We start from the raw sequence: 26685 nt of genomic DNA, 5'->3' as shown, positions 1-26685 counted from the left end.
GGACGATCTCACCCGGCGCACGGACGGGCTCCTCCCCTTGGCCCGGGCGGCCGCCCGGGCCCGTTCGAGGGCGAGGCGCGCGACGGCGTCCGCGTCGCCGTCTTCCGGCCCGCCGGCCGCCGCACCGTCCGCCCGGCCCTCCGGGACGGGGCCGGGCTCGCGGTCAGCCACGGCTGACCTCCCCGCCGTGCACGGTGAACCGGGCGCCGTCCAGGGCAGCCGGGACGTCCTCGGGCACGGCCGCGGTGATGAGGACCTGCTGGGCGCCGGCGACCATGGCCGCGAGCCGCTCGCGGCGGCGGGTGTCGAGCTCGGCGAAGACGTCGTCGAGGATGAGTACCGGCTCGCCGTCGACCCCCCAGGGGGAGGAGTCGTCGTCCCGCAACACCTCGTAGGAGGCCAGGCGCAGGGCGAGCGCGTAGGACCAGGACTCCCCGTGGCTGGCGTAGCCCTTGGCGGGCAGGGTCCCCAGGGAGAGCACCAGGTCGTCGCGGTGCGGCCCCACGAGCGAGACGCCGCGGTCGATCTCCTTCTGGCGGACGCGACCCATCGCGGCGAGGAGCCGCTCGGTGAGCGCCGGGACGTCCATGAGTGCCATCTCACGCCCCTCGACGGCCTCGCGCGCGGCGAGGGCGGGCGGCTCGTCGCCGTCCAGGTCGGCGGCGCTGTGCTCCGCCACGCCGTCGGCGTTGTCGATGCTCGCGCGGTAGTCGATCCGCGCGGCCCCCTGCCCGGCGCTGACCTGCTCGTAGGCCTGGGCCACGAAGGGGCGCAGCGCCCGGACGAGGCGCGTGCGGGCGGCGACGAGCTGGCTGCCGGCCGCCGCGAGCTGGCCGTCCCACACGTCCAGGGTGCTCAGGTCCACGCGCGCGCCGCGGCGCCGGGCGGCGCCCGCGGACTTCAGCAGCGCGCCGCGCTGGCGCAGCACCTTGTCGTACTCCGCGCGCACGCCCGCCAGGCGCGGCGTGAGCAGCACAACGAGGTCGTCGAGGAAGCGGCGCCGGTGGGCGGGGTCCCCCTTGACGAGCTCGAGGTCCTCCGGCGCGAACAGCACGGTGCGGACTACCCCGAGGACGTCCCGGGTCCGGGCCGGCGCGCGGTTGAGCCGGGCGCGGTTGGCCTTGCCGGAGACGATCTCGAGCTCGACGAGGGTGGGTCGGTCGCCGTGGACGACCTTCGCCCGGACGACGGCGCCGTCGGTGCCCTGGCGCACGAGCGCGGCATCCGCGGCGACGCGGTGGCTGGAGAAGGTGGAGAGATAGGCGACCGCCTCGACGAGGTTCGTCTTGCCCTGGCCGTTCTGGCCGACGAACGCGGTGACCCCGGGCTCGAGGGCGAGGACCACCTCGTGGTAGGAGCGGAAGTCGTTCAGGGCCAGGTCGGAGACATACATGCCCTGGTCCTTCCTCCGTCCTCGTGCTGGCTGTGGGGTGCGGTGAGGCGCCGTGCCCGTTGCCGCGGCGCCCCACGTGCCCGGTGTCCCGGGGGTGGTGCCTAGGCGCGGGGCTGCGCGGCGCGGGTGGCGTGCCCGCCGAACTGCTTGCGCAGCGCGGCGACGGCCTTCATCGCCGGGGAGCTGGGCTGCCGGGAGGAGAAGCGGGCGAAGAGCGCGGCCGAGATCACCGGGAGCGGGACGGCGTTGCTGATGGCCTCCTCGATGGTCCAGCGGCCCTCGCCGGAGTCGTCCACCCAGTCGCTGATCTCCTTCAGCTCCGGGTCCTCCTGGATGGCGCGGACCATGAGGTCCAGCAGCCAGGACCGCACGACCGTGCCGCGCTGCCACGCCGCGAAGACTGCCCCGACGTCGGGGATGAGGTCGTCGCGCGCCTCGAGGAGCTCGTAGCCCTCGGCGTAGGCCTGCATGAGGCCGTACTCGATGCCGTTGTGGACCATCTTCGCGTAGTGGCCGGCGCCCACCGGGCCGGCGTGGACGAAGCCCTCCTCGCGCGGGCCCTCCGGGCGCAGCGTGTCGAAGATCGGCATGAGCGTCGCGATGTCCTCGGCGGAGCCGCCGGCCATCAGGCCGTACCCGTTCTCGCGGCCCCAGACGCCGCCGGAGACGCCGACGTCGACGTAGCCGATGCCCCGCGCGGCGAGGGTGGCGGCGTTGGTGCGGTCGGCCTCGAAGTGCGAGTTGCCGCCCTCGATGATGATGTCGCCCTCGTCCATGAGGGTGCCGAGCTGGTCGAGCACGGCCTCCGTGGGCGCGCCGGCCGGGACCATCACCCACACCACGCGCTTCGGCTGCGGCAGGGCGGCGACGAGGTCCGCCAGCGTCGCGACCTCGCTGTTCGCCGGGTTGGCGTCATAGCCGGTCACCTCGATGCCGCCGGCCCGGAGCCTCTCGGCCATGTTGCCGCCCATGCGTCCCAGGCCAACCATTCCGATGTGCATCACAGCTCGTTTCCTGGGGGGCTCAGCCCGTCCATCGCTCGTCACGTGGGAGTGCGGCCACGTCAGCGGGCCGCGTCAGGGACAACACCACACCGGGCTCGATTGTGCCCGGTGTGACGACTCCCACGTCAGCCGGCGAAGCGGATCGGCATGAGCAGGTACTTGAAGTCCTCGATGTCGTCGCCCTCCAGCGAGCCCTGCCCGGTCATGACCGCCGGCTTGCTGGGATGCGTGAACGACATCCGGACGAACGTCGTCGTCAGGGCGCCGAGGCCGTCCAGGAGGTAGTGGGGGTTGAAGGCCGTCGTGATCGCCTCGCCGGTGAGCGAGGCCTCGATCGCCTCGGAGGCCTGTGCGTCGTCGCCCTGCCCGGCCTCGAGGACGACCTGCCCCTCGCTGAAGCTCAGACGGATCGGGGTGTTGCGCTCGGCCACGAGGCTCACACGGCGGGCGGCCTCGACCAGGGCGTGGGTGCTGACGACGGCGTGCGTCGTCGTCGTCTCGGGGAACAGGCGCCGGACCGGCGGGTAGTCGCCCTCGACGAGCAGGGAGGTGGTGCGCCGCCCCCCGGACTCGAACCCGATGAGGGCCGCGGGCCCCTCGGTGGCCAGCGCCACGTCGACCGCGCCGGCGCTCGTCATGGACTTCGCGACGTCGGAGAGCGTGCGGGCGCGCACGAGCGCGACGGCCGAGATCGACGGCGCGGTGGGGTTCCAGGTGAGCTCGCGCATCGCCAGGCGGTAGCGGTCGGTGGCCAGGAGGGTGAGCTTCTCGCCCTCGATCTCCATGCGCACACCGGTGAGCAGCGGCAGCGTCTCGTCGCGGCTGGCGGCAGTGGTGACCTGGGCGACGGCCTCGGTGAGCACGCCGGCGTCGATGCTGCCGGAGACCTCGGGCATCGCGGGCAGCGCCGGGTAGTCGTCGACCGGCATCGTCAGGAGCGTGAAGCGCGACGCGCCGCAGGTCAGGATGACCTTCGACCCCTCGACGTCGACGTCGACAGGCTTCGTGGGCAGGGACTTGCAGATGTCGGCCAGCAGCCGTCCGGAGACGAGGGCGAGCCCGGCGGAGTCCACCTCGGCGGCGACCTGGGAGCGGGCCGAGACCTCGTAGTCGAAGCTCGAGAGCGTCAGGGTGCCGTCCGCGGAGGCCTCGAGCCGCACGCCGGCGAGCACGGGCACCGGCGGCCGCGTCGGAAGGGAGCGCGCCGTCCAGGTGACAGCCTCGGCCAGGACGTCGCGCTCAACCCTGAACTTCACGATGGATGACCTTCTCTCGATGTCACGCCGGAGGGTGTACGCGGCGCAGGCCAACCTTACGCGAGGACGACAACGCCGAGTGTGCCAAAGCCGTGGCCCGGGTAGTTCGCCCCAGGAACGAGTGACACGTTCTCGTGTTGTTGGCTGTCCACACCCATTTCCTGGAGAAGTTGTCATCGTCGTAGTAGCACCTGTGGAGACTGTGGAAAACGTCCCTTCGTGCAGGTCCCCCCGACAAGCGCCCTGTGAGCCAGGTGGTGGCCGCGCCTGTGGGTAACCGGTGCTGGCGGTGGATTTGGGATTCGGGCACGGCGGCTGTCCACCGGACGGCTGTGGATTTCCACCGGTGGCATCGGGGTTGTCCACCGATATCCACAGGGATGTGCACACCTGTGTATCGGCGGTTCTCGTGACCGGGCTCACGCCCCGGACACAGAATGCCCGATCGTTGTGGTGCGGGTCACATTCTTGGCGGGACGGGAAGCGTGGCGGCGCCCACTTGTGGTGGGGCCGCCCTGGCTGTGGTGGGGCCACACCCTGGGGCGGGGACCGGCGCGGACGGGCGCCGTCGCGGGCCGGGCCGGCCCGCGCAGATACCGCGCTCCGCCCACGGCGACCACGGTGGCAGCGTTGCCGCGGCCGGTCTCCTGGTCGCGTGAAGCGTGTGAAGGGGGCGTCGCGGGCCGTGTGGGTCACGGGGCGTGGGCCGATGCCGGTGCGCGTCGGTGCCGAGCGCCCGAGCGCAGGCGGGGCCGGCGGCGGATGCAGGCACACCCGCCCGGACGGGGCCCGCAGGGTCGCCCGGAGCCAGGGCGGCACACCCGGGGCGGGTCGGCGGGGCGTCAGCCGGTCGGCGCCGCCTCGTCCGGGGTGGCGGTCACCAGGACCGTTGGGAGTGTCCTGGGGCTACCCGCCGAGCTCGACGACTGGGGCGGGGGACCGCCTCAGTTTCCGCGGGCCTTCTGCTTGATGCGGTTGGTCAGCTCGGTGACCTGGTTGAACGTCGAGCGTTTCTCGGCCATCTGCTCACGGATCTTGCGGTTGGCGTGCATGACCGTGGTGTGGTCCCGGCCGCCGAACAGCTGGCCGATCTTGGGCAGCGAGAGGTCCGTGAGCTCACGGCAGAGGTACATGGCGATCTGCCGCGCGTTGACCAGCACCCGCGAGCGGTCCGCCGAGCAGAGCGCCTCGATGGACACGGAGAAGTAGGTCGCCGTCTGCCCCATGATGAGCGCCGGGGTGATGTCCTCGCCGTCGGGGTCCGTGATGAGGTCCTTGAGCACCATCTCGGCGAGGGACAGCTCGACCGGCTGCCGGTTGAGGTTCGCGAAGGCGGTCACGCGGATGAGCGCGCCCTCCAGCTCCCGGATGTTCGTGGAGATCCGGGAGGCGATGTACTCGAGCACGTCGTCGGAGGCCTGCAGGTTCTCGTTGACGGCCTTCTTCCGCAGGATCGCGATGCGGGTCTCGAGGTCGGGCGGCTGCACGTCGGTAAGCAGGCCCCACTCGAACCGGGACGTCAGCCGGTCCTCGAAACCCTTGAGCTGCTTGGGCGGCAGGTCCGAGGTGATCACGACCTGCTTGTTGTCGTTGTGCAGGGTGTTGAACGTGTGAAAGAACTCCTCGACCGTCTGCTCCTTGCCACCCAGGAACTGGATGTCGTCGATGAGGAGGACGTCGACGTTGCGGTACCGGCGCTGGAAGCTCTCGGCCTTGTCGTCGCGGATGGAGTTGATGAAGTCGTTCGTGAACTCCTCGGAGTTCACGTAGCGCACCCGGATGCCGGGGTAGAGGTTGCGCGCGTAGTGGCCGATCGCGTGGAGGAGGTGGGTCTTGCCCAGACCCGAGCCGCCGTAGATGAACAGCGGGTTGTACGCCTTGGCGGGAGCCTCGGCGACGGCGGTGGCCGCCGCGTGCGCGAACCGGTTCGACGAGCCGGTGACGAAGGTCTCGAAGGTGTACTTCGGGTTCAGGCGGGAGGAGTCGAGCGAGTGGTCCTCGGCGGAGGACCCACGATCGGCGCTCTTGCGCTGCGGCGGGGGTGGGATCGGCAGGTCCTGGCGCTCGGCGGGCAGCGCCGCCCGGGCACCGGGAGCGGCGCTCGCCGTGGTCGCCGCGGCGTGGGCGGGGACCGGCTCGGTCGCCGCCGCGGCCGGGACCTCCTCGAGCGTGGGATCGACCGTGACGGCGAAGCGGACGGGGGCGCCGGCGACCTCGCTGAGCGCGGCGGTGATGGGTTCCCGCGCCCGGGTCTCGAGGAAGTCCTTGGCGAAGTCGCTCGGGACCGCGAGGAGGATGGTCTCGTCGATGACGCCCAGGGGCCGCGTCATCCGGACGAAGGCGAGCTGGGCGCCGCCGATCTCGCCCTTGCTGGTGAGGATCTCGACCGCCCGCGCCCAGCTCGCGGTGACGGGTGGATTCTCAGGCAACGATGATCCCCTTGCAGTGACGGAACGCTGATGGCGAGTGTGGCACGGCGTCCGCGTGTCCACACGTCTATCCACAGACTGTGGGTACACCTGTGGATCAGTGGTCGGCGGGGGGCTCGCCCCTCGTCCCGCCGCAGCGTCCCAGGCCTCGGTGCCCGATCATAGGACTTCCACGGCCGCCGAGTCGCTGCCGCAGTGCGCTGGCGACCCCGCCGGCATCGTCGTCGCACGTCCTCGGATTGACCGCGGCGGTCCGCTCACGTACCGTAGGGAAGCCGTCTCGACGGACGATCTGGTGTGCCCGCGAACAGGTTTCGTGGGTGCCGGGCTCCGTCTCCGACGGCGACGATCGTGCACTGCCAGGACGTGGCGGCGCCTCATGAGAATCACCGACCGTTTTGGAGTAATGCCGTGAGCAAGCGGACTTTCCAGCCGAACAACCGGCGCCGGGCCAAGGTGCACGGGTTCCGTCTGCGGATGCGCACCCGCGCCGGCCGCGCCATCCTTTCTGCGCGCCGTCGCAAGGGGCGTTCCGAGCTTTCTGCGTGAGCTAGGACGGTGCTGCCGGCCCGGCACCGCATGCGTCGATCGGATGACTTCTCCGACGCAGTGCGCCGTGGCGCCCGAAGTGGCGCCAGCCGCGTCGTCGTGCACCTGAGGCTCGCCCGTCAGCACCCTGAGACCGACCAGGACGGCTCCACCGTCCTGGTCGGTTTCATCGTGCCCAAGAGCGTGGGCACCGCCGTGCATCGCAATCACGTCAAGCGACGCCTCCGGGCCCTCATGCGCGACCGCCTCCCGCAGCTGCCACCCGGTTGCCGGGTCGTGGTGCGGGCGTTGCCCGGCGCCGCCACAGCGCCGTTCGACGCCCTCGCGCGGGACCTGGACGTCGCGCTGCTCGCTGCCCGCAGGCGCGCGGACGGGCGACGCCCGGCCGGGCGGGCGGGCGGATGAGTGCCGGGCCACCCCGACCAGTCGCGCAGCGGCGCGGCCGGGGCGGCGGGTCCGACGGCGCAGGGCCGACGCCGGACCGGACTGGGGCGCCGAACCAGGCTCCTTCGTCAGACACGGACGCGCGGGTGCGCAACCCGCTGACGTGGCTGGCGCTGGGGCTCGTGCGGGCCTACCAGCTCGTCGTCTCGCCGTGGCTGCCGCGCACGTGCAAGTACTACCCGTCCTGCTCGGCCTACGCCGTGACGGCGTTGCGCCGGCACGGGCTGCTCAAGGGTGCGGCGCTCGGCGCGTGGCGGCTGCTGCGGTGCAACCCGTGGAGCAAGGGCGGCGTCGACCACGTTCCGCCGCGCGGCCACTGGTCGAATCGGGACCTCGCCGCGGCAAAGGCGGACGACGCCTCGGGCAGCGCGGCGCCGACCGACGTCGGGAAAACCCGTACGCTCGGTGCAGGACCTCGGGGGGCGCGGACCACCGCGCCGCAGGATCACTAGGAGTACGGACGTTATGGGCTGGTTCGACACAATCCTGTACCCGATCATGGTCGCGGTCGCGTGGATCATGGTGCGGGTGCACGACCTGCTCGTGTTCCTCGGGATGTCCGCGGGCTCGGGCTGGGCGTGGATCCTCTCGATCGTCGGTCTCGTGATCGTCATTCGGATCCTCCTGATCCCGCTGTTCTTCAAACAGATCAAGGCCTCCCGGGGGATGCAGCTCGTCCAGCCCGAGATGCAGAAGCTGCAGAAGAAGTACAAGAACAAGACGGACCCTGCGTCGCGCCAGAAGATGCAGGAAGAGATGATGGCGCTGTACCGGCAGCACGGGACCAACCCGTTCGCCTCGTGCCTGCCGATCCTTTTGCAGATGCCGATCTTCTTCGCGCTCTTCCGGGTGCTCAGCAGCCTCGGGCCGCTCGCGCGAGGTGAGTACGTGCGCGACAGCATCGGTCCGTTGACCCAGCAGCTCGCGCAGCAGGCGGAGTCCTCGACCCTCCTGGGTGCGCCGATCTCCGAGACGTTCATGTCGTCGACGGACCCGACGGTCAAGATCGTCACCGTCGTCCTCATCGTCCTGATGTCGGTGACCACGTTCACCACGCAGCGCCAGCTGACGATGAAGAACATGCCGGCGTCGGCGCTGGACAACCCGATGGCGCGTCAGCAGAAGATGCTGATGTACATCCTCCCGCTGATCTTCGCGTTCTCGGGCGTCAACTTCCCCATCGGTGTACTCATCTACTGGCTGGTCACCAACCTCTGGTCGATGGGGCAGCAGTTCTACTCGATCCGCAAGCAGCCGGCCCCGGGCTCCGAGGCGGCCAAGGCGCGCGCCGAGCGCCTGGCGAAGAAGCGCGCACGCAAGGGCCTGCCCCCCGCGGAGGAGCAGGAGGCGACCTCCGAGGTGGAGCGGCCCCAGGGGGGCCAGCGGGTGCAGCCCAAGCGCAAGGACCGGGCCAAGCGGACCGGCCCGGCGGACCTGGCGGCCGCGTCGGGGGTCTCGGCGGCCTCCTCCGACCTCGCCGACGAGGACGAGGACGACGGCGAGGTGCGCGGCAAGGACGGCCTGACCGCCTCCGAGCGTGCGCAGAAGCGTTACGACGAGCGCGCCGCCGAGCGCCGCGCCGCCGCGGCGCGGCGCAAGGCCCAGAGCAAGGGCAAGAAGAAGTAGCACGCTGGGCCGAGCGCCCGCGCAAGCGCCCTGACCACCCCTGCCGTGACGGGCGGGACGAAGAGATGAGGACACCTGTGAGCGAGGAAGAGACCGTAGAGGCCCCGCGCGGCTCCAGCACGATCAAGCGGCTCGAGGAAGAGGGCGAGATCGCGGCGGACTACCTCGAGGAGCTGCTCGACATCGCCGACCTGGACGGTGACATCGACATCGACGTGGACCACGGCCGGGCGGCCGTCGAGATCGTCTCGGAGGACGACGGCGACCGGTGGTTGAAGCGTCTGGTGGGCGAGGACGGCGAGGTTCTGGACGCCGTCCAGGAGCTCACCCGGCTGGCCGTGCAGGCGAAGACGGGCGAACGCAGCCGCCTCATGCTGGACATCGCCGGCTACCGGAAGAACCGCAAGGCGGAGCTGACGGAGGTCGCCAACGAGGCGGTCTCCAAGGTGCGCAGCAGCGGGGATCGGGTCGCGCTGGCGCCCATGAATCCCTTCGAGCGGAAGGTCGTCCACGACGTCGTGGCGGACGCGGGGCTCGTCAGCGACTCCGAGGGCGTCGAGCCCAACCGTCACGTCGTCATCCGGCCCGCCTGAGCGCGGCGGCGAGTGGCCATCTCATGACGGAGGACGCGAGGGGTTCCGAGGGCGTGGAGCGCCCCACGGATGCCATGCGGGAGCTCTTCGGGCTCGCCTGGGCGCCCGTGGAGCACTTCGCGCAGATGCTGGCGGAGGAGGGCGAGCTGCGGGGCCTCATCGGGCCGCACGAGCTGCCCAGGCTGTGGACGAGGCACCTGGTCAACTCCGCCGCCCTGGCCCCGTTCCTGCCCGAGGACGCCACCGTCGCGGACGTCGGGTCCGGCGCCGGGTTCCCGGGCCTCGTGCTGGCGATGATGCGCCCCGATCTCGAGATGCATCTCATCGAGCCCATGGAGCGGCGCACCGTATGGCTCGCTGACGTCGTGGACGAGGTGGACCTGGACAACGTGGTGCTACATCACGCCAGGGCCGAGGAGCTGCACAAGAAGGCCACGTTCGACGTCGTCACCGCGCGGGCCGTGGCCGCGATGGACAAGCTGGCCCGCTGGTCCGTGCCGCTCGTCCGGCCGGGCGGGGCCCTCGTGGCCCTCAAGGGCAGGCGGGCCGCCGAGGAGGTCGAGGAGGCCAAGTACGTGCTCAAGAAGCTCGGCATCGTGGCGACCGAGGTGCATGAGGTCAGGCCCGTTCCCGACAGCGAGGCGACGTCGGTGGTCGTCGCGACCAAGCGCGGGTGACGCGCGGCCCGGCGCGTGAGACCCGCGCGCCGGTGCGGCTGCGACGAAGCCCGCCGCGGCGCATCTGGGAACGGTTCTCGTCTGAGGGGGGCGCCGCGACGGCATTCTGTGTGAGCCAGATCACATCTGCACCTGCCGCCCCCCGGTGTTTCACGTGAAACACCGAGATCTACGACCGCATTGCGGATTCGTACTACAGTGCAGGCGCCCAAGGGTGGGAGCATAATCGGCGCGCGGCAGGGATGGGCAGCGTGACCTCGCGTGCATTGATGTCCCGGCAGCGGAAGTCGGTGTGCGGCCCCGGGTGTAGCGAGGGGCCGGCCCTCGTATCGTCCGCGGCGCAGGCAGTGTGCGCCCGGGTTCCACGTGAAACACCGGGCGTTCTATGTGGCGCGCTGCAAGCTCGACCGCCGCGGCGTCCACGGATTGTGGCCTAGCGCCGCAGGGTTGCCACGTCGCTAAGCGCGCGGACTGTGGCCATCCAGCGGTCGTCGTTCGGTAGTACATTGCCGCACGGCATCTTGTGGTTCCTCCGTGGCGGGGTAGCGCATCAGGAGCAGGGATCCCGCTCACGATGAGCTGCCGCCGCCGGGGCCCGCCGCACGACCTGGCTGCCGCGGGCGAACGCGCGTCCGCGGTTCCGCAATCGCGCGCCGCTGCTCGCGTCGCCGAGAGTGCCGCGCGCCCAACGAGACCGTCGCCTCGTGTTCCGAGCCGCGCGCGAAGTCGATGCGGGCGGTGCAACGACGACGTGGCAGAACGACATGCCGCGCCACAGGAGTCGGGCCCTGCCCGACGCGTTCGCGGTGCGCGGGTGGGGCTGCAGCCGGGGCCCACGGCGGTCTGCACCGCGAGCAGACACCCGAAAGACCTACTTGGTTGCTTTCGGACGAGGGGTTCAAGCTTCGCACGGTGCACCATCGTGGTCGCCTCCCTCACGTGTGAAGGCAGCGAATGGTCGCAGCGTGCCGACCATTCGCACGGGCCCTGTTCCCCCTGGCAAGTGCAACTTCGAGAGCGGCTGCGCAGCGGACCCCAGCGGCTGCGCGCGACCACGACACACCCATGCCGGCGCCGGACCGCTCGAGTCGCCGACACATGGGTGTGATCTCGCCGCAGCCGCTGCCGTTCCAGGTCATACAGGACAGGCGCAACCGCTTGATGGGACGCCCGCATGCGGAGGATCCGGGAGAAGCTGTCGACCAGGTCTTGTGACTCGCTGTTTCACGTGAAACGAAGTAAGGCGCTCGGCCGAGCTAATCCGCTCCTCGTCGTGCAGGACACTGCGGCGTTGGATCCCGGCGGCCTACGTGGTTGTCGGAATGATGGCGTGGCCGCGCCGCGCGGAACCCTGTTGCGCATGTTTCACGTGAAACGTGGAACGAGCGCTTCGCCGGCGATCTGGCGCGCCATCCCGCACGGGCCGGCAGGCCAGCTACGCGCAGCAACTCACCACCCAGGGAGTGACCGGCGCCGCGCCACCTTCTGGAGTGACGCGTCGACACGGCGAGGGTGCCGGCTCGCCGTGTCGGCGGTTCCCCGTCGCCAGATCCTCGGTCGGCGTGTCGCCCGGTTGCCCGGGACAAAGAAGCCACTTGGTCACGCGCCGCCAAATGAGATTGCCCTTTTCGCCTCGAGGAGGGCTGGGAGCTAATGGGAACCATTGCTGTGCCCGTAGTGGGCAGGGTGTTTCACGTGAAACACGAGCATGGCGGGGACGCCAGCCGGGGTGGACGGCCTGCGCCGCGTCCGGGCTCGCTTTTCGTGGTATCGAGACGTAGCCCCCGCGACCTGTACGCAAACATGGCTCCCAATGCGCCATGTGCAAGACGGCGTGGGGAGCAATCGTGATCCCCTTTCCGGCAGCGCGTGTGCTCCTAAGGGCTCCGGCGCGGGCCGCGTATGGCGCGACGGAGAGCGAGAACTGCGTGGATGGAAGCCGAGGGCGCTGAGGTCTCGACTGAGAGCGCCGCCGGTAAAGCGAGCAACGTTTCACGTGGAACCAAGCCTTCGCCAGTGAGGGAGCGCGCCTACATGTTGACCGCTCCGACTGACGCCGGACCACTGAAAATGTCCGACTGACGCCAGGCCACTGAAAACTTTCGCAGAGGAGTGGCAGCGCGGCGAACTCCGCACTGCATCCCATGAGCGTTGTACGCACGAACAATGGCGGGCGTTGTTTCACGTGAAACGACACTCCCGGCCACACATGGAACGGGCGGCGATCCCGGCCCTGAGCCGCAGTCCAGGAACTTGCCGGGGAGTTCCGCATGGCATGGTCCGGGCGGTAGGGGGCCACGTAGATGCCGACGGCTTGACGCAGGAGCGCGCCCAGCATATCGGGCCAAAAGGAGGGCGTCCGTATCTCATATGGACATTCGTGAGGTGCCAGCCGCTGGTATTGGGACCGAATAGTGTTCGAGCACCGTCGGATTCGTGATGTCCGTTCCTTTGCTTTGTGCCACCCTGAGGGGCGCCCCTTTTACGAACGCATGCACGAGGCGTGTGTATGCAGCGTCCTGCCCCCCTCCGGACATATCCCCCCGCCGTAGCTGACAGGCAGGTCCGCATCCCGCCAGCGGGGCGGCGCACCGGGAGGCCGGCCGGGTACGCCAACCACGGGCATTGCCCCCAGCCGCTGCCCTGGCGCCGGACGCTCTGGTCGGCACGGCGAGTGGCTGCGACGCGGATGGGTTGTTTCACGTGAAACCGGAAGGCGCTGTCCAGGAGCGCCTGGTTCCGGTATGTCCGGCCCGCCAGTGGCTTTGGCTCGAGACATGAACGCGGGCCGGTGTCTACTGGCCCGGTCGCGGCCGCGGTCGCGGGCGCCCGCACACCGATGAGTATGTAAACGAGCGCGGTTTCACGTGAAACACGACTCACGGTGCGCGTTGCCGGGGATCCCGGCGGCGACGATTACGATGGGAAACGCCCACGACACCGAACGAAGGGGACGCCGTGCCTCCGCAGGACGAAACAGGCGTGTCTGAGAGCACGAACGGGGGCCAGCAGCCTGTCGAGCCTGACGAGAGGCGCCGAGCTGCACTTCTCCGCAGCGTCCCCGATACCGACGAGTCCACCCCGCTCGCGGCCCAGCTTGCCCAGGACGCCCGCCGTCGCATCATGCTGCAGGGTGCCCGCTTCCCCAAGCCCGCCGAGACGCGGATCTTCACCATCGCGAACCAGAAGGGCGGCGTGGGAAAGACCACCACGACCGTCAACATCGCCGCCTCCCTCGCGACCGGCGGCCTCAACGTCCTGGTGATCGACAACGACCCCCAGGGCAACGCCTCCACCGCGCTGGGCATCGACCACCACGCCGGAGTCCCGTCCATCTACGACGTCGTCATCAACGACACGGCGCTGGCGGACGTGATCCAGCCCTGCGAGGCGATCCCCGGCCTCATCGTCGCGCCCGCGACCATCGACCTCTCCGGCGCGGAGATCGAGCTGGTGTCGATGGTCGCCAGGGAGAACAGGCTCCGCAGCGCGGTTCGGACCTACCTGGCCTGGCGGGCCGCGCAGGGTCTGCCGCGCCTCGACTACGTCCTCATCGACTGCCCACCCAGCCTGGGCCTCCTGACCATCAACGCCTTCGTCGCAGCGCAGGAGGTGATGATCCCCATCCAGTGCGAGTACTACGCGCTAGAAGGCCTCTCCCAGCTCCTGCGGAACATCGAGCTCATCAGGGGCCATCTCAACAAGGCCCTCCACGTTTCCACCATCATCCTCACCATGTTCGACCGGCGCACCAACCTCGCACGCGAGGTCGCCCACGAGGTCAGGGAGCACTTCCCGGCCGAGACGCTCGGCGCCAGCATCCCCCGATCGGTACGCATCTCCGAGGCCCCGAGCTACGGACAGACCGTCCTGACGTACGACCCCGGCTCCAGCGGGGCGCTCGCCTACCAGGAGGCCGCGCAGGAGATTGCTCACCGCGGAGCCGGCTCCACCAACCACGTCACGAACGCGGCTGCGGCCGAGGAGGAGAACCGATGAGTGAGAAGCGGCGGGGGCTCGGGCGCGGTATCGGCGCACTCATCCCCAGCGGGCCCGGCCAGTCGGCGAGCGTGGCCCGGCCGGTCGACGTGTTCTTCCCCCCGTCCTCGGTCACGGCCTCGTCGGGCGACGAAGCGGCCTCCGCCGATCTGGACGCCGAGGAGGCCGCAGCGAAGGCCGAGGGAGCCACGCGGCGGAGCGCCGCCAGCACCGCGGCCCGGGCCCTCATGGAGCCCAGCACCACCTCACGGTCCAAGTCCCAGAGCGCCGCCGCGCGGTCCCGGCGGGCAGCCACGTCGGCCCGGGCGAAGGCCGCCACGAAGCCCGCGCCGGCCCAGGAGCCCGCCGCGGCCGATGGTCCGACGGCCGAGTCGGTCACCGCCGGCGGAGGCGTCCCCGCATCCACTGCGCCCGCCCCGGCCGAGAGCACCGTGACGCCCGCCGTGACGGACCCGCCCACCCTGACGCTGCCGGCCGAGGACCCGGCGTCCGCGGCCTCGGCGCCGACCGGCCACGCCGCACCCGACGCCGCACCCGATGCGGCACCGGCGGCGAGGACGGTCGAGCCCGAGAGCACCCCCGCCGAGCAGGAGCCCGACGACGGACTGGTCCCCGTCCCCGGCGCCACCTTCGCCGAGTTGCCCCTCAACCAGATCGTCCCGAACACGCGGCAGCCCCGCCAGGTCTTCGACGAGGAGGACCTCGAGGAGCTCGCGGCGTCCATCCGCGAGGTCGGGGTGCTTCAGCCCGTCGTCGTCCGTGCGCTCACGGCCCCGGTCGACGACGCCCCCGAGGCCCGGTTCGAGCTCATCATGGGCGAGCGCCGCTGGCGCGCGTCCGGGCAGGCCGGCAACGAGACCGTGCCCGCGATCATCAGGGACACCAGCGACGGTGACCTCCTGCGTGACGCCCTGCTCGAGAACCTCCACCGGGCCGACCTCAACGCCCTCGAGGAGGCGGCCGCCTACCAGCAGCTGCTCGAGGACTTCGGCTGCACCCACGACGAGCTGGCGAACCGGATCGCACGGTCCCGTCCCCAGATCTCCAACACCCTGCGGCTGCTCAAGCTCCCGCCGCTCGTCCAGCGCCGCGTCGCCGCCGGCGTGCTGTCCGCCGGTCACGCCCGCGCCCTGCTGGGCCTGGCCGATGGCGCGGCGATGGAGCGGCTCGCGCAGAAGATCGTCGCCGAGGGCCTCAGCGTGCGGGCCACCGAGGAGATCGTCGCCCTCGGCGACGAGCCCACGGCGCCCGAGATGCGCCGCCGCCCCAGGGCCGGCACGCACGCCGAGGCGCTCAACCACCTCGCCACCCGGCTCGCGGACCGTCTCGACACCCGCGTCAAGGTGAACCTCGGTCAGCGCAAGGGCCGGATCGCGATCGAGTTCGCCACCCTCGACGACCTCAACCGCATCCTCGACGTGCTGGCCCCCGGGGAGGGGCACGTCGCCCCGGAGGGCGCGACACAGGACGCCTGACGGGGCGTCCGGGGACCACGCACGAACCGGGCACGGACCGGTCGCCCGTACCGTGGCGGGCGGCCGGTGGCGCGCACACCACGTGCGTTACGGGCGGGCGGCGCGAGGCATGTCAGGCGCGTCTCGCCCGCGCTTTGCCGAACCTAGCGGCGGCGATAGGACCGGCGCGGGGACCTGCAGCCTAAATCGGACGGCGTCGCCGGGTTACGTGGGGTCGGCCCGCTCGGTCCGGACCGAGCGGGCCATCAGGAGCCGAGCGCGCCGTCAGGAGCGGCGGGCGGCCTCGACGATCGCGAGGTAGAGGTCCTCGAGGGTTCCGGCGTCGGCCTGGGCGGCCTGGGGGAACAGCGAGGTCTCGGTCATGCCGGGGGCGACGTTCACGTCCAGGAACCAGGCGGTGCCGTCCTCGTCGAGGATCATGTCGGTGCGGGAGAGGTGACGCAGGCCCAGCGTGCGGTGCACGGCGACGGCGAGGTCGCACACCGCGCGGGTCTGCTCCTCGTCGAGGCGCGCGGGCACGAAGTACTGGCTGCGCCCGGCGTTGTAGCGCGCGTCGTAGTCGTACGCGCCGTCGGTGACGACCTCGACGGGCGGCAGCGCGCGGGGGCCGTCGCCCAGGTCGACGACGGACACGGCGACCTCGGTGCCCGTCACGGCACGCTCGATGAGCGCCTCGTCGCCGTAGGCGAAGCAGGCGACCATGGCCTCCGGCAGCTGCTCCTGGCTCGTCACCATGGTCACCCCGAGGGCGGAGCCGCCGCTGGCCGGCTTGACCACCAGCGGCAGCTCCAGGCGCGCCTCGACGGCCGCCAGCACCGCCCGGGCGCCGACCTCACGGAAGAGCGACTGCGGCAGCGCCACGTAGTCCGGTGTCGGCAGCCCGGCCGCGCGGAGCACCGACTTGGCCACCGGCTTCCGGGAGGCGAGGCGGCAGCCGGCCGCCAGCGTCCCCACGTACGGCAGGCGCAGCAGGGCGAGGAGGTCCTGCAGTGAGCCGTCCTCGCCCGTGGAGCCGTGCAGCAACGGCCACACGACGTCCGGGGCCAGGGTCTTGAGCGTCGGCAGCAGGGCCGCGTCGACGTCGAGCACCTCGACGTGCACACCCTTGTCCCGCAGCGCGGCGGCGACCCGGCGGCCCGAGCGCAGCGACACGTCACGCTCGTGGGAGAGCCCGCCGGCCAGGATCGCCACCGTCAGGCGGTCCGAGGCCGCCGGGTCGACGTCCGGCCGCTCAGCGCGCGGGGCGGCGTCCGGGGTCCCCTCCGTGGGGGTGGCGTCGTCGGTGTGCTCGCTCATCAACTTCCTTCCGCTCAGACCTGGTCGGGAGACGGGATCTCGACGCTGTCGCCGCGCCGGGCGTGCGGCGTGGTGCCGAACATGTCCACCAGCTCGGCCTCGGCCCGCACGACGGTGGACAGGCGGCGCACGCCCTCACGGATCCGCGCTGGGGTGGGGTAGCAGAAGGACAGGCGCATGTGGCCGCGGCCCTGGCCGTCCGCGTAGAACGCCGTGCCGGAGACGTAGGCGACGAGGTTCGTGACCGCGCGGGGCAGCATCGCCTGGGCGTCGAGGCCCTCGGGGAGCGTCACCCAGGTGTAGAACCCGCCGTCGGGGACCGTCCACCGCGCCCCGGGCAGGAACTCCGCCAGCGCCGAGAGCATGGCGTCGCGGCGTTCCCGGTACATCTGGCGGTACTCCTTGACCTGCCCGTACCAGTCGAAGGTGCTCAGGTAGCTGGAGATGGACAGCTGGCCCATCATCGTCGGCGAGAGGATCGCGGACTCGCTGGCCAGCACGAGCTTCTCGCGCACCGCGTGGGGGGCGGCGGCCCAGCCGACGCGGTAGCCGGGCGCGAACGTCTTGGAGAACGACCCGAGGTAGACGACGCCGTCCGGGTCGTAGCTCTTCAGCGCCGGCATGGGGTCGCCGTCGAAGCCGAGCAGCCCGTACGGGTTGTCCTCGAGGATGAGGACGTGGTGGCGCCGGCAGATCTCCACGATCTGGGGGCGGCGCTCCAGCGACAGGCTCACCCCCGCGGGGTTGTGGAAGTTGGGGACCGTGTAGAGGAACTTCACCGTGCGGCCGGCGCGCTCCAGCTCGGTGAGGGTGCGGTCGAGGTCGGCGGGCACCAGGCCGTCGTCGTCCATCGTCACGTGGACCACGTCGGCCTGGTAGGCGCGGAAGACCCCCAGGGCCCCGACGTAGCTCGGCGCCTCGGCGACGATGACGTCACCGGGGTTGATGAAGATCTCCGTCACCAGGTCCAGCGCCTGCTGCGAGCCTGTGGTGACCACGATGTCGTCGGGGTGGGCGGCGACGTGGTCGTAGCGCATCACCTCGACGATCTGCTCGCGCAGCTCCTCCTCGCCCTGCCCGCCGCCGTACTGCAGGGCCCGGGTGCCACGCTCGCGCAGCAGCTTCGCGGTCATCTCGGCGATGTGCTCGAGCGGGAGCCCGTCGATGTTGGGCATGCCGCCGGCGAGGGAGACGACCTCGGGCCGGTTCGCGACGGCGAAGAGGGAGCGCACCTCGGAGGCGCGCATGCCGTGGGCGCGGTCGGCGTAGCTGGAGAACCACTGGTCGAGCCGGGTGCCGGCCTGGGCGGCAGCAGCAGCGGCGGCGCCATGCCTGCTGTGCTCGCCCGGACCTGTCTGCGCACCCAGTGTGCTCATCGTCGTTCTCCTCGGAGTCGACGGCCACGCCTACCGTGACCGACTCGATGCAGTCTGCCACTGCGGACGGGGGGCGGGCACAACCGCCTCGCCCAGCGGTCGCCCGCGTCGTGCCCGCGGCAGTGGGCGCCCCCGCCCGGGCACGACGACGCAGCCCCGGCTGGGCGCGACGACGCCGCCCTGCCTGGCGCCACGACGCCCCACCCGCCGCGAGGCGGATGGGGCGTGGGGGTCCCGCGGGGCGCCGGTCAGGCCGGCGCGCCCCGGGTCAGGAGAGGAACTCGCTCAGCTGCTCGACGAACGCCTTCTTCGGGCGCCCACCGACGACGGACTTCACGAGCTCGCCGCCCTTGTACACGTTGAACGTCGGGATGGAGACGATGCCGTACTTGCGGGCCGTGTCCGGGTTGGCGTCGGTGTCGATCTTGACGAACTTCATCGCGTCGCCGTGCGCGGCGGCGATCTCGTCGATGATCGGGGCCATCTGCCGGCAGGGCGCGCACCACTCGGCCCAGAAGTCCACCAGGACGGGGACGTCGGACTGCAGGACCTCGGCGTCGAAGGTCGCGTCTGTGACGGGGTTGACAGTGCTCATGCTCTCTCCTTCGGGGAAGCGGACGGGAAGGGCGGGGCCGCCGGGCGTGCGGATGCCCGGCGTGTCCGTGGGGTGGCTCAGACGAGGACGGCGCCCTCGGGCGTCTGGGAGGCGTCCGGCGCGGGCTCGCCGGCCTCGTCGAGCTCGGCGAGGTAGCGCTCGGCGTCCAGCGCCGCCGCGCAGCCGGTGCCGGCGGCGGTGATGGCCTGGCGGTAGATGTGGTCCACGGCGTCCCCGCAGGCGAACACGCCTGGGACGTTGGTGGCGGTGGTGGGGTGGCCGACGACGACGTACCCGGCCTCGTCCAGCTCGACCTGGCCGGCGAGGATCTCGGTGCGGGGGCGGTGGCCGATGGCGACGAACACCCCCGTCGCGTCGAGCTCGCGGGTCTCGCCGGTGACGGTGTCGCGCAGGGTCACCGAGGTGACCTTGGTCTCGCCGTTGATCGCGGCGACCTCGGAGTTCCACGCGAACTCGATCTTCTCGTTCGCCAGGGCGCGGGCGGCCATGATCTTCGAGGCGCGCAGCTCGCCGCGTCGGTGGACCACGGTGACCTTGTCGGCGAAGCGGGTGAGGAAGGTGGCCTCCTCCATCGCGGAGTCCCCGCCGCCGACGACGATGATGTGCTGGTTGCGGAAGAAGAAGCCGTCGCAGGTCGCGCACCAGGACACGCCCCGGCCGGACAGGCGCTTCTCCTCGGGCACGCCGATCTCCTTGTAGGCCGAGCCGTTGGCCAGGATGACGGCGCGCGCCGAGTAGGTCTCGTCGTCGTCGGTGGTCACGGTCTTGATCTCGCCGCCCAGGTCCACGGCGACGACGTCCTCGTAGCGGACGTCGGCGCCGAAGCGCTCGGCCTGCTTCTGCATGTTCTCCATCAGCTGCGGGCCGAGGACGCCCTCGGGGAAGCCGGGGAAGTTCTCGACCTCGGTGGTGTTCATCAGCGCCCCGCCGGCGGTGACCGAGCCGGCGAAGACGATCGGGCGCAGGTTCGCACGCGCGGCGTAGACCGCGGCGGTGTACCCGGCCGGGCCGGACCCGACGATGATCACGTCGTGGATCGTGGTGGGCGTGCTGGTCTCCTGCGTCATGCGTTCCTCGCTCGGTCGGTGGTTGCGCTCGGAGGCGGCAGGTGCGGGCGCGCGGCACCTGGGCCCTTCTGGTGCTGACAACAGATGGTACGGGCGCAATGTTCCCCGGCGCCCAGGCGCGAGGACGGCGCGGCGCCGGCCGTCAGCCGACCCGCAGCTCGGCGAGCTCGATGCGGTTCTTCCCGTCCGAGTCCGCCTCCGGGAGGGCCGGGAACCACAGCACGAGGCTGTCCGTCTCCACCGGCTCGAAGGTCAGCACGGCGCCCGGCCCCATCGGGCCCTCGGCCAGCACGGCGCCCTCGGTCGGCGTGTCCGGGGACGTGGCGCGCACCTGGACGGTGCCGCCGGCGCCCTGGACGTCCAGCTCCACCCGGCTGACCAGCGCGGGCGCCGCCAGCCTGACGGCCAGTCCGATGCCGTCCTTCATCCCGTACTGCGGGTTCGCGTAGGAGCGGGAGCGCCAGATCGTCGCCGGGTCGCCGTCGAGCGCGCGGGGGGTCAGCTCGGGGTTCTCGCCGTCGTCGCCCTGGGGATCGAGGGCCGTGAGGGACGCGACAACCGGGGCGACCGGGGCCGGGGTGGGGGTGGTCGGTTCCGGAGACGCCTCCGGGCTCGCCGCCACGCTCGGTGCAGGGGTGGGCAACGACACCGGCTCAGGCGGGGCGAACAGGATGCGCAGGGAGATCAGGAGGAGCACGAGCACGAGGACCGCGAGGCCGACGAGCACGATCCGCGTGGGGTCGATCCGGCGCTCCTTGAACGGCACCTCGGGGCCGTCGACCTCGTCCTCGTAGGGCTGGTGGGGCAGGAGGTCGTCGTGCTCCTGCGTGCGGGCCTGGCGGCGTGCCTCGACCTGCTCGAGCCGTTGCTTCCCGGCCGTCAGCGCGGAGCCCAGGCCTTCCCGGGCCGAGCCGGCCGCGGTCTTGGTGCTCTCGGCGGCGCGCCGGCTGCCGGAGGCGACCGTCGACGCCGCGTTGCGGGCCGCGTCGGCGGCGAGGACGCCCAGTCCGGCGATGGCGCCGGTCGTGGGGGTGTGCCGCGCGGGCGTCGTGTCCGGGGCGTCCGCGGCGGCGTGAAGGATCTCGGTGAACTCGGGGGGCTCGGCCTGCGTGCGGCGACGGCGGGGCGCCCAGCCCCGGGGGGCGGGGGCCGCGGACGGCGGGGGCGGCGCGGTGACGATGCCGCCGCCCGCGTCTGAGGTGTGCGCGACGGGGGCGCCGGCATCACCCTGCGGGCCTGCTTCGTCCTGCCCGGCCTCCGGCGGCGGGGGCGGCGGGGCGTCCTCGTGCGCGGTGGGCGGCGGCGGTGCGAGGAGGTCGGAGAGGCCGGGCTCCTCGGGCGTGAGCACGAGCGGTGCCGCGGCGGAGCCGCTCGGCGCCGGCGCGTCGGCCGGTGGGGCGGGGGCGTCGGCCGGTGCCTGGGCGTCCGCCGGTGCGGTCGCGTCGGCCGGTGGCGCGGGCGCGTCGCCGGCCGGGGACGGCGCGATGGCGGACCCCGCCACGAAGGCGCCCGCGGCGTGGGTGGCCCCGGAGGGCACGGCGGTGGGGGTGACGTCGGCGGCGAGGGCGGCCTCAGCGGCCGTGGCCGGAGCGGCCGTGGCCGGAGCGGCCGAGACGCCCGTGGCGGGGGCGGGGGCGGCAGTGGCAGCCGTGGCAGTGGCGGCCGGGGCGGGCTGCGGGGGCCGGGGCGCCTCCACGTCGACCCAGGGCGCCAGCTCCCGGATCAGCTCGCCCGTGCTGCGCGGGCCGGCATCCTCCACGAGGGTGCGCACGCACAGGTCGTCCAGGTCCGCCGGCACGTCGGCCCGTAGCTCGCTGGGCGCGGGGGCGCCACCGTCCTCGGCGGGTGAGGGCCACAGCCCGGTCATGGCCAGGTAGAGGAGCCGCACGAGGTCGACGGCGTCGCGGCGGGTGGCCTCCAGCGGCGACTCGTCGGGGTCCAGGTTCCCGCGCAGGGCCGCGTCGACCCCGAGCCCGGTGACCAGCACCTGGCCGTCGGGGGTGAGGTGCACGTTCGGGGGCCGCAGCGCCAGGTGGCGCACGCCGTGGCGGCGGGCCGACTCCAGCGCGCTGGCCACCTCGCCGATGATGGCGCGGGCCTGCTCGATCGGCACGTCCCCGTCCGCGGCGAGGGCCGTGAGGTCGGGGCCCTGGACCGGGTCGGTGACGATGAAGGACCTGGCTCCATCCTCCTCGACATCGAGGACCCGGAGCAGGCGGTGGTCCTCCACCAACGAGGCACGCCGCGCGGCGTCGAGGACCTCGGCGTTGTGCGGGCCGGCGGGCGGGAGCACCAGCACCTGGACCTCGCGCTCGAGGATGCCGTCCCGGGCGCTCCAGCGAGCCGCGCCGGTGCCGGTCGCCCACAGCGACCGCAGCAGCTCGTAGCGTCCGCCGAGGACCCTCGGGAGCCCTCCGGCGGCGTTCCCCTTGCCGACGTCCAGCACCCCGATCCCCCTGCCCGGCCCCGGGGCCTCCGAGCGACCCTCCTCGGCGAGTGTACGCAGCGGGGCGCGTGAAGCGTCGACCATTGAGCCTGGTGGCGGCGGCGTGGCGCCCCCGGCGCCACCAGTAGCCTCGGCGCGCGCGGCGTGCTCCGGCGCGGGAACGTCGGTCGATGCGTTGTCGCCCGGGCCGCGACCGTCGTCGGGCCCGTCATCCGGTCCGGGGCCGCCGGTGCCGGGGCCGCCGCCCAGCGGCCCACGGCCGCTCGGCCCGTCGTCGGGCCCGCCGGGGCCGGTGCCCGGCCCCGGGCCGTCGTCGTCGGGTCCGCCGTGGTCGCCTCCGGCGCGCCCGGCGGTGGGGGCCCCGCCGGCCGCCGTGCCCAGGCGGACGAGGAGGCGGCCGAGCGGGCCGGAGGCCCGGCGTCCCACGGCGGCGACCATGCGCCCGGCCGGCCGGGCGATGGTGCCCAGCTCATCCACGTGCAGACGGCGCAGAAGCACGACGTACAGCGCGGCCATCACCAGCCCGACGACCGCGATCCGCCACAGCGCCCCGAGGACGCTCAGCTCCGCGCCGCTCGTGCCCAGCAGGTGCAGCAGGCCCCAGCCCACCAGGGCGGCCGGGCCGGCGGCGAGCCCGACCCGGACGTGGGTGCGCAGCACCCGGCCGCCGTCGAGGCTGGGCAGGTGGCGGCGCAGCCCGAGATAGGTCAGGGCCGCGCCGAGGATGTTCGAGACCGACATCGAGGCGCCGATGCCCACCACGGTCCACTCCGGCGGCAGCAGCTGGGACAGGGCCGCCCCGACCGTGACGATCGCGATCATGGGGACCTGGAGCCAGAACAGCTGGCGCGCGTCCTCGAAGGCGTAGTACACGCGCTGCACGACGGTGAAGGCCCCGACACCCACGAGCCCGACGAGCATCGCCACCACCACGCGGGCGATGGACTGCGCCTCCGCGTACGTCACCGTGCCCGTGATCACCCGGACGACCGGGAGGGCCAGGACCATCAGGGCGCCGGCCGCGAAGACGGAGAAGACGCCCACGGTCCGCAGGCCCACGGAGAGGTCCGCCCGGACGGCGACCACGTCCTTACCGGCGGCGTTGCCCGCCATGCGGGTGAACAGCGCCGTGACGATGGAGACGACCACGAGGGAGGTCGGGAGGGAGTAGATGAGGTAGGCGGTGTCGTACGCGGCGTTGCCGGCCACGCCCAGGGCGTCGCCGCCCAGGGCGGAGGCGCGTGCGGCGGCTCGGGAGATCATGACGGTGCTGATCTGGCCCGCCGCGACCGCCGCGAAGACCCAGGTGGCGACCTTGCCCGCGCGGCCGAGCCCCGAGCCGCGCAGCCGCAGGTCCGGGCGGTAGCGGAAGCCCGCCCGGCGCAGCGGCAGGATGAGCACGAGCGCCTGCGCGGTCACGCCGAGCGTGGCGGCGCCCGCCAGGACGGCGACGCGGTTGGCGGACCACAGGCCCGAGTCCGTCGGGTCGATCACGCTGACGCCGCCGAAGAGGGCGAGGTAGAGCCCGAGGCCGGCGATCGCGACGACGTTGTTCAGGGCCGGCGCCCACATGTACGGCCCGAAGTTCCCGCGGGCGTTGAGGATCTGCCCGAGGACCGTGTACATCCCGTAGAAGAAGACCTGCGGGATGCACCAGTACCCGAAGGTCACGGCGAGGTCGTACCACTGCGGGGGCAGGGTGCCGGCGAACAGGCTCACCAGGACGCCCGCGCCGACGGTCAGCAGGGCCGTCAGGGCGCCCAGGCCGAGGATGGCGAGGGTCAGCAGCCGGTTGACGTAGGCCTGGCCGCCGTCGTCGTGCTGGCGGATCGCCCGCACGATCTGCGGCACCAGGACCGCGTTGAGCACGCCCCCGGCGATGAGCATGTAGATGATGTTGGGCAGCTTGTTGGCGACGGCGAACGCGTTGGCGGCGCCGGTGTTGATGCCGATGGCGGCGCCGAGCAGCAGCGGGCTGCGCACCACGCCGAGCAGGCGGGAGACGAGGGTGCCGGCGAACATCACCGCCGAGGACCCGGCGACCCCGCGGGGCCGTGGCTCGCTCATGCTCATTCCTCCGGGTCGGGCATCGTGCCCTGCTCCATGCGCGGGCCGCGGCGGGCGGTGCGCACGATGCCGGCGACGAGCATGACCACCAGGACCCCGGCGACCACCGCCGTGCCCACGTTCTCCCAGTCGGCGCGGACCCGCACCTGGAGCTCGGTCGGCGTGCCGACGTCGCGGCCCTGCGGCGTGAGCAGCTGGACCTCGACGGGGAGGTCGCCGCTGCCCACGGCCCGGACCGGCACGTGCGCCGTCGCCTGGGAGTCCGCCGGGACGGTCAGCGGGACGGGCTCGGGCGCCTGGAGGCGCTGGTCGGTCGGCGTGAGCATGACCTGCACGTCGACGTCGACGTCGAGGTCGTTGCGCACGTTGATGGGGATCCTCGCCGAGGAGTTGATGAGGTTGACCGTGGAGGAGGGCAGCGCGGCCACCTTGGAGTCCAGGTCGCCGACGGCGGACCGGACGTCGTCGACGAGCGCCTCACGCCCGTCCGGGTCCGCGCGCCAGGACACCGACAGGGCCGAGGCCAGCACGGCGGCGTAGGGCGCCAGGAGGGCGTCGGAGTCGGCGGTGATGGCGCCGAACGACTCCGCCCGCGCGAGCGTGCCCGCCATCCGGTTGAGCAGGCCGGCGCCCACCTCGCCCCGGCCCACCTCCTTCTCCGGCAGCGGGCTGCGCGCGAGCGTGGGGGCGTCCGCGCCGGCCAGGTCCGAGACGGCCGAGGGGGTGACCCAGGGCGCCGTCGCCAGCGCCGCGAGGGCGCCCGAGACGCTCTCCGGGGAGCCGTGGAAGCTCCGGGGCAGGGAGATCATGAGGGGGCGGGGGTCGTTGGGTCGCTCGCGGGCGATGACGGCGGTGTCGGCGAGGAGCAGCTGGCGCACGGCGAGGGCGTCCAGGTCCGTGATGTCGCCGTCGGCGGCGTTCAGCCGCGGCAGGAGCTGACCGGCCAGGACGGCCGAGGCGCGCTCGTCGACCAGCACGGCCGGCAGGGCCTCGCCGCCCTCGTCGACCGGCAGGTCCGCCCGGCCGGCCGGGGTGTACGTCAGGGCCTGCTCCGGGGTCAGCGAGGTGGACGGCAGGACGACGGCGGCCGCGCCGGTGGCCGCGGCGAGGTCGGCGGTCTCCTGGTCGGGCAGCGATCCCGCGGGCCACGCGATGTCGGAGCGCACCTCCAGGCCGGCGGCGGTCGCGGCGGCGGCGGAACGTTCCTGCGCCGCGACGAGGAGGTCCTCGCGGCCGGCGTGGGCGAGGGCGGTGACGTCCGCGTCGGCCCACGGCAGCGCGACGACCTCCCGGCCGTCCTGGGTCAGCGCGGTGATGGCCCCGAGCAGGTCTGCCGCGGCCGGCGAAGCCGCCGGGCCGGACCTCGCGGCGGCCGGGGGCTCGGGCGGCGGCGGCGAGTCCGGCGCGGTGGGGCTCGCGGCCGCAGTCGGGGCGGACGTGGCGGGGGCGACGCCCGGGCCGCCGTCGGCGTCGGGCATCGCGCCGGCGCCGGGGGTCAGCAGCATCCCGTCGACCGCGACCGTCACGCCGGGCTGGTCCAGGGCCCCGAGGAGGGGGACCAGCCGCTGCGCCGCGGCCGTGGCGACGTCCGTGCCGTCCGTGAGGGCACGGGTGCGCTCGGCCGCGGTCGGGACCACCGGGGCGAGCACGCCCACCGGCGTGGGCTCGATCGCGATGTCGGGGTACCAGAGCATGAAGGAGCGGTCCCGGCCGTCCTCGTCGGCGGTGCCCGAGGCGTCGTCCACCGCCACCTCGATGCCGCGCGGCCCCCATGCGGACGCGCCCTCGCCGAGCGAGAGCTCCTCGGGGGCGACGTCGAACATGAACGTCGCGCTCGACCCGGCGGGCAGCGCCGCCGGCAGCTCGTGGCGCGCGACCACGACGGTGGCGAAGACAGAGTCGGGCTCCAGCCAGCGCTGCAGCGTGGAGCGGGAGATCGGCGTCGAGCGCTGCACGCGCAGCAGGGCCTCCGGGGAGGCGACGTCCTTGCCGGTGGTGTTGGCCACGGTCCCGCGCACGGTGAGGCGCTGGCCCGGGCGCAGGACGGCGGGCCCGATGTCGGTGATCTCGACGTCCAGGCCCTCCGCGGCGGCGTTCCGGGTCGCCCTGTCCGGGGCGTCGGCGGCCGATCCGGTGGGTTCGGGCGAGGGCGCGGTGCGCGCCCCGGCGCCGCCGTCGGGCGTGGCGGCGCCCTGCGTGCCGATCGTCGGCGTCGCACTCGCGGTCACGGCCGAGGCGCCGGCGGCCGGGGCCGCTGCCAAGGTCGAGGTACCGGCGGCTGGGGCCGCTGCCGCGGGGGCCGCGGTCAGCGCGGGGCCGAGCAGCGCCGTGACGGCGGCGGCCAGCGTCGCGACCGGGCGTGCCCACACCCG

General features: G+C 72.8%; 18 protein-coding genes. 8 read left to right on the top strand and 10 right to left on the bottom strand.

Going from position 1 to position 26685, the window contains the following annotated elements; all coding sequences use genetic code 11:
• Nucleotides 1–163: 163 nt before the first annotated feature.
• The 4 genes from recF to dnaA all read right to left on the bottom strand — a co-directional run bounded on the left by recF (nucleotide 164) and on the right by dnaA (nucleotide 6082).
• Nucleotides 164–1393, bottom strand: a complete 1230-nt coding sequence (gene recF / locus EJK16_RS03530; RefSeq protein WP_127126402.1) for a DNA replication/repair protein RecF — start codon at nucleotides 1391–1393, stop codon at nucleotides 164–166.
• Nucleotides 1394–1494: 101 nt separating this feature from the next.
• Nucleotides 1495–2394, bottom strand: coding sequence for a phosphogluconate dehydrogenase (NAD(+)-dependent, decarboxylating) (gnd, locus tag EJK16_RS03525; RefSeq protein WP_127126400.1), 900 nt, complete (start codon nucleotides 2392–2394; stop codon nucleotides 1495–1497).
• Between the two features lie 128 nt (nucleotides 2395–2522).
• Nucleotides 2523–3653: a DNA polymerase III subunit beta gene (gene dnaN, locus EJK16_RS03520; RefSeq protein WP_127126398.1), complete on the bottom strand. Its 1131-nt coding sequence runs from the start codon at nucleotides 3651–3653 to the stop codon at nucleotides 2523–2525.
• 944 nt (nucleotides 3654–4597) lie between these two features.
• Nucleotides 4598–6082 carry a chromosomal replication initiator protein DnaA gene (gene dnaA / locus EJK16_RS03515; RefSeq protein WP_127126396.1) on the bottom strand — a complete coding sequence of 495 codons (1485 nt, stop codon included), beginning with the start codon at nucleotides 6080–6082 and terminating at the stop codon, nucleotides 4598–4600.
• 411 nt (nucleotides 6083–6493) lie between these two features.
• On the opposite strand from dnaA, the gene rpmH reads away from it, so the two are divergent.
• From rpmH to EJK16_RS03475, 8 genes are all read left to right on the top strand, one after another.
• Nucleotides 6494–6631 carry a 50S ribosomal protein L34 gene (rpmH, locus tag EJK16_RS03510; RefSeq protein ID WP_098483823.1) on the top strand — a complete coding sequence of 46 codons (138 nt, stop codon included), beginning with the start codon at nucleotides 6494–6496 and terminating at the stop codon, nucleotides 6629–6631.
• A 9-nt stretch (nucleotides 6632–6640) separates the two neighbouring features.
• Entirely contained in the window at nucleotides 6641–7036 is a 396-nt protein-coding gene (rnpA, locus tag EJK16_RS03505; RefSeq protein ID WP_127126394.1) for a ribonuclease P protein component, read from the top strand.
• Between the two features lie 125 nt (nucleotides 7037–7161).
• Nucleotides 7162–7527, top strand: a complete 366-nt coding sequence (gene yidD, locus EJK16_RS03500) for a membrane protein insertion efficiency factor YidD (RefSeq protein WP_240645749.1) — start codon at nucleotides 7162–7164, stop codon at nucleotides 7525–7527.
• Between the two features lie 13 nt (nucleotides 7528–7540).
• The gene (gene yidC, locus EJK16_RS03495; protein WP_127126390.1) at nucleotides 7541–8701 is read left to right on the top strand and encodes a membrane protein insertase YidC; all 1161 of its coding nucleotides are present in this window, start codon (nucleotides 7541–7543) and stop codon (nucleotides 8699–8701) included.
• Nucleotides 8702–8766: 65 nt separating this feature from the next.
• Nucleotides 8767–9294, top strand: a complete 528-nt coding sequence (locus tag EJK16_RS03490) for a R3H domain-containing nucleic acid-binding protein (RefSeq protein WP_127126388.1) — start codon at nucleotides 8767–8769, stop codon at nucleotides 9292–9294.
• A gap of 53 nt (nucleotides 9295–9347) precedes the next feature.
• On the top strand, nucleotides 9348–9971 hold the full coding sequence (gene rsmG, locus EJK16_RS03485) for a 16S rRNA (guanine(527)-N(7))-methyltransferase RsmG (RefSeq protein WP_240645747.1): 624 nt from the start codon (nucleotides 9348–9350) through the stop codon (nucleotides 9969–9971).
• Between the two features lie 2982 nt (nucleotides 9972–12953).
• Nucleotides 12954–13970 carry a ParA family protein gene (locus EJK16_RS03480; RefSeq protein ID WP_304999937.1) on the top strand — a complete coding sequence of 339 codons (1017 nt, stop codon included), beginning with the start codon at nucleotides 12954–12956 and terminating at the stop codon, nucleotides 13968–13970.
• On the top strand, nucleotides 13967–15445 hold the full coding sequence (locus tag EJK16_RS03475) for a ParB/RepB/Spo0J family partition protein (protein WP_127126384.1): 1479 nt from the start codon (nucleotides 13967–13969) through the stop codon (nucleotides 15443–15445). The genes EJK16_RS03480 and EJK16_RS03475 overlap by 4 nt, the downstream gene beginning before the upstream one ends.
• 264 nt (nucleotides 15446–15709) lie before the next feature.
• Here EJK16_RS03475 and EJK16_RS03470 read toward each other — a convergent pair whose 3' ends face one another.
• The 6 genes from EJK16_RS03470 to EJK16_RS03445 form a co-directional block, all read right to left on the bottom strand.
• Nucleotides 15710–16741 (bottom strand): D-alanine--D-alanine ligase, encoded by a 1032-nt coding sequence (locus EJK16_RS03470; RefSeq protein WP_127126382.1) that lies wholly within the window; start codon nucleotides 16739–16741, stop codon nucleotides 15710–15712.
• A gap of 14 nt (nucleotides 16742–16755) precedes the next feature.
• The gene (locus EJK16_RS03465) at nucleotides 16756–18117 is read right to left on the bottom strand and encodes a PLP-dependent aminotransferase family protein (protein WP_127126380.1); all 1362 of its coding nucleotides are present in this window, start codon (nucleotides 18115–18117) and stop codon (nucleotides 16756–16758) included.
• A gap of 268 nt (nucleotides 18118–18385) precedes the next feature.
• Complete coding sequence (gene trxA, locus EJK16_RS03460; protein ID WP_127126378.1) at nucleotides 18386–18712, bottom strand: thioredoxin; 327 nt, start codon at nucleotides 18710–18712, stop codon at nucleotides 18386–18388.
• A 77-nt stretch (nucleotides 18713–18789) separates the two neighbouring features.
• Nucleotides 18790–19800 (bottom strand): thioredoxin-disulfide reductase, encoded by a 1011-nt coding sequence (gene trxB / locus EJK16_RS03455; protein ID WP_127126376.1) that lies wholly within the window; start codon nucleotides 19798–19800, stop codon nucleotides 18790–18792.
• A 142-nt stretch (nucleotides 19801–19942) separates the two neighbouring features.
• Nucleotides 19943–24313, bottom strand: a complete 4371-nt coding sequence (gene murJ, locus EJK16_RS20015) for a murein biosynthesis integral membrane protein MurJ (RefSeq protein ID WP_164737185.1) — start codon at nucleotides 24311–24313, stop codon at nucleotides 19943–19945.
• Between the two features lie 2 nt (nucleotides 24314–24315).
• Nucleotides 24316–26682, bottom strand: a complete 2367-nt coding sequence (locus EJK16_RS03445; RefSeq protein WP_127126372.1) for a DUF6049 family protein — start codon at nucleotides 26680–26682, stop codon at nucleotides 24316–24318.
• Between the last annotated feature and the right edge of the window lie 3 nt (nucleotides 26683–26685).

This window comes from Georgenia sp. SYP-B2076 (genome assembly GCF_003991205.1).
Taxonomy (GTDB): domain Bacteria; phylum Actinomycetota; class Actinomycetes; order Actinomycetales; family Actinomycetaceae; genus Georgenia.
Note: the sequence above shows the minus strand (reverse complement) of the source record. Positions and strands in the feature narration are given on the sequence as shown.